Origin of the sequence: Kitasatospora sp. MBT63, assembly GCF_000710465.2 — a bacterium.
Lineage (GTDB): Bacteria > Actinomycetota > Actinomycetes > Streptomycetales > Streptomycetaceae > Kitasatospora.
The window spans coordinates 1-2,582 of the sequence record NZ_JAIZ01000735.1 but is presented as its reverse complement, the minus strand read 5'-3'; the positions used below and the strand labels follow the sequence as shown (position 1 = coordinate 2,582).

Annotated in this window: 2 protein-coding genes; both read right to left on the bottom strand. The window is 76.5% G+C overall.

All coding sequences use genetic code 11. The annotated features are described in order from the left end of the window. Positions 1-1,178: MFS transporter (locus AA75_RS38090; RefSeq protein ID WP_033825030.1), on the bottom strand; the 1,178-nt coding region annotated here is incomplete at its 3' end. Positions 1,179-1,310: 132 nt separating this feature from the next. Then, positions 1,311-2,528: an NAD(P)/FAD-dependent oxidoreductase gene (locus AA75_RS38085; protein WP_033825019.1), complete on the bottom strand. Its 1,218-nt coding sequence runs from the start codon at positions 2,526-2,528 to the stop codon at positions 1,311-1,313. Positions 2,529-2,582: the final 54 nt, after the last annotated feature.

Genomic DNA, 2,582 nt, shown 5'->3' with positions numbered 1-2,582 from the left:
ACCGCCGGCCCCATCGCGGCGCCCGCCAGCGCGAACACCGCCCCCAGCACCAGCCACCCCGGCGGACCCCAGCCCAGCACCAGCGTGGTCAGCAGCAGCGGCCCGATCGTCCGCGCCACCGCCACACCGGAACCGAAGAACCCCTGGTACTGACCCTGCCGGTCGGCCGGTGCCAGCCCGAAGCCGATCTCCCAGGCGCCCGAGGCAAGCAGCATCTCGCCCACCACCTGCAGCCCCGTCGAGGCCAGCAGCACCCCGGCCGCCGCCCACGCCCCGCCGTCGGAGGCCGACAGCGCGAACCCGCCGCAGCCCGCCGCCAGTGCCAGCCCCGCGTACCGGACATACCGGACCGCGGTGGCGAGGCCGTCCACCCGCCGGGCCACCCGGACCTGGAACAGCACCACGCTCAGGGTGTTGAGCATCAGCAGCGCCGCCGCCGTCCACCCGGGCGCCGCCGTCCGGCCCGCGATCCACAGCGGCAGGATCAGCGACAGCAGCGGCATGTAGAGCAGCAGCACCGCGTTGACCAGCGACACCAGTGCGTACGGGCGGTCCCGCAGGACGGCCAGCCGCGGCTCGCCGGCGGCCGCCGCCGGGGCCGGCGCGACGGCCGGGAGCCGGGCCAGCAGCACGGCGGACACCAGGAAGCTCAGCGCGTCGACGCCCAGCACCGCCAGGTACCCGGCCGTGGTGTCGAAGCGCAGCGCCACCCCGCCGAGGGCCGCGCCGACCGCGAGCCCGGCGTTGACCGTCGACTGCAGATGGGCCCGTACCTCGGTCCGCCGGGCGGGCGGCACCAGCCCGGCCAGCAGCGCCTGGCGGGCCGCCGCCAGCCCGCTCTGCGCGCAGGCGTACAGCACGGCCGCGGCCAGGAACACGGCGTACGCGCGGGCGGTGAGGAACAGCCCGACCGAGCCCGCCGTGGCGACCGCGAGCAGCGCCGCCACCCCGCGCGGACCGCGCCGGTCGGCCAGGTGGCCGAGCGGCACCCCGGCGAAGGCGCCGACCGCCCAGCCCAGGGTGAGCCCGAACCCGATCTGCGGCGCCGTCAGCCCTACCACCCGGCTGAAGTACAGCGCCGAGCAGACCAGGAACGCGCCGTCGCCCAGCGCGTTGGTCAGCTGCGCGGCGGCCAGCCGTCTGGCCGGCCCCGCCGGCGGTAGCAGTCCCGCACCCATCCGCGCCCCCCTCGGCGGTCGGGCCCCGCACCCCGGGGCCGCTCCGACCCTAGGGCACGGCACCGACAGTCCGGGCCCGAACGGGCGCCGAAGCGACGGCGGACGGGCGGCGGACGGGCGGCGGACGGGCCGTCAGGCGGAGCCGGCCAGCTCCGCCAGCGGGATGGCCGGGTCGGTCAGCCGGTCCACGGCGACCTCGCGGCCGGAGCGGACCAGGTCACGGATCGGGTCGGTGACGTCCCAGACGTTGACGTTCATCCCGGCGACCACCCGGCCGCCGGACAGCCAGAACGCGATGAACTCCCGGGCCGCGACGTCGCCGCGGAACACCACCCGGTCGTAGCCGCCCGGCTCGGCCAGCCCGGTGTACTCCATCCCGAGGTCGTACTGGTCGGTGAAGAAGTACGGCACCCGGTCGTACACCGCCTCCCGGCCGAGCATCGAGGCCGCCGCCACCTTCGGCTGGTTGAGCGCGTTGGCCCAGTGCTCGACCCGGACCGGGCGGCCGTACAGCGGGTGGAAGGCGTTGGCGACGTCGCCCGCGGCGAACACGTCCGGGTGCGAGGTGCGCAGGTGCCGGTCGGTGCGCACGCCGTTGTCCACCTCCAGGCCGGCCGCCTCGGCCAGCGCGGTGTTCGGGCTGATCCCGACCCCCACCACCACGGTGTCGGCCGGGACCAGCGTGCCGTCGTCCAGCCGGACGCCCTCGGCGGACAGCTCGGCGACCTGGACCCCGAACCGCAGGTCCACGCCGTGCGCCCGGTGCAGGTCGGCGAAGACCTGGGCGACCTCCCGGCCGAGCACCCGCAGCAGCGGCAGCTCCGCCACCTCCAGCACGGTGACCTCGGCCCCGGCCGCCCGGGCCGCGGCGGCGGCCTCCAGCCCGATCCAGCCGGCCCCGACGATCGCGATCCGGGCGCCCGGCCGCAGCGCCGCGCGCAGCCGGTCACTGTCACCGACCCGCCGCAGGTACACCACCTCGGGGCGGTCCCCGCCGGGCACCGGGATCCGGCGCGGCGCCGAACCGGTGGCGAGCAGCAGCTTGGACCAGCCGAGCCGGCTGCCGTCGGCCAGCGTCACGGTACGGGCGGCCGGGTCGATCGCGGTGGCGGCGGTGCCGAGCCGCAGATCCACCCCGTGTTCGGCGTACCACTCGGCCGGATGGACGAAGATCTTCTCCCGCTCGGTGCCGCCCTGCAGATAGCCCTTGGACAGCGGCGGCCGCTCGTACGGGCGCTCCGGTTCGTCGCCGACCAGCACCACCGGGCCGTCGAAGCCCTCCTCACGCAGTGCTTCGGCGGCCTTGGCCCCGGCCAGGCTTGCGCCCAGGATGACGTATGAGGTGTCCATAGCCGGATCCCTACCCCGTGATCCCCGCGCCCATCACCACCGCTCACCCCCGTC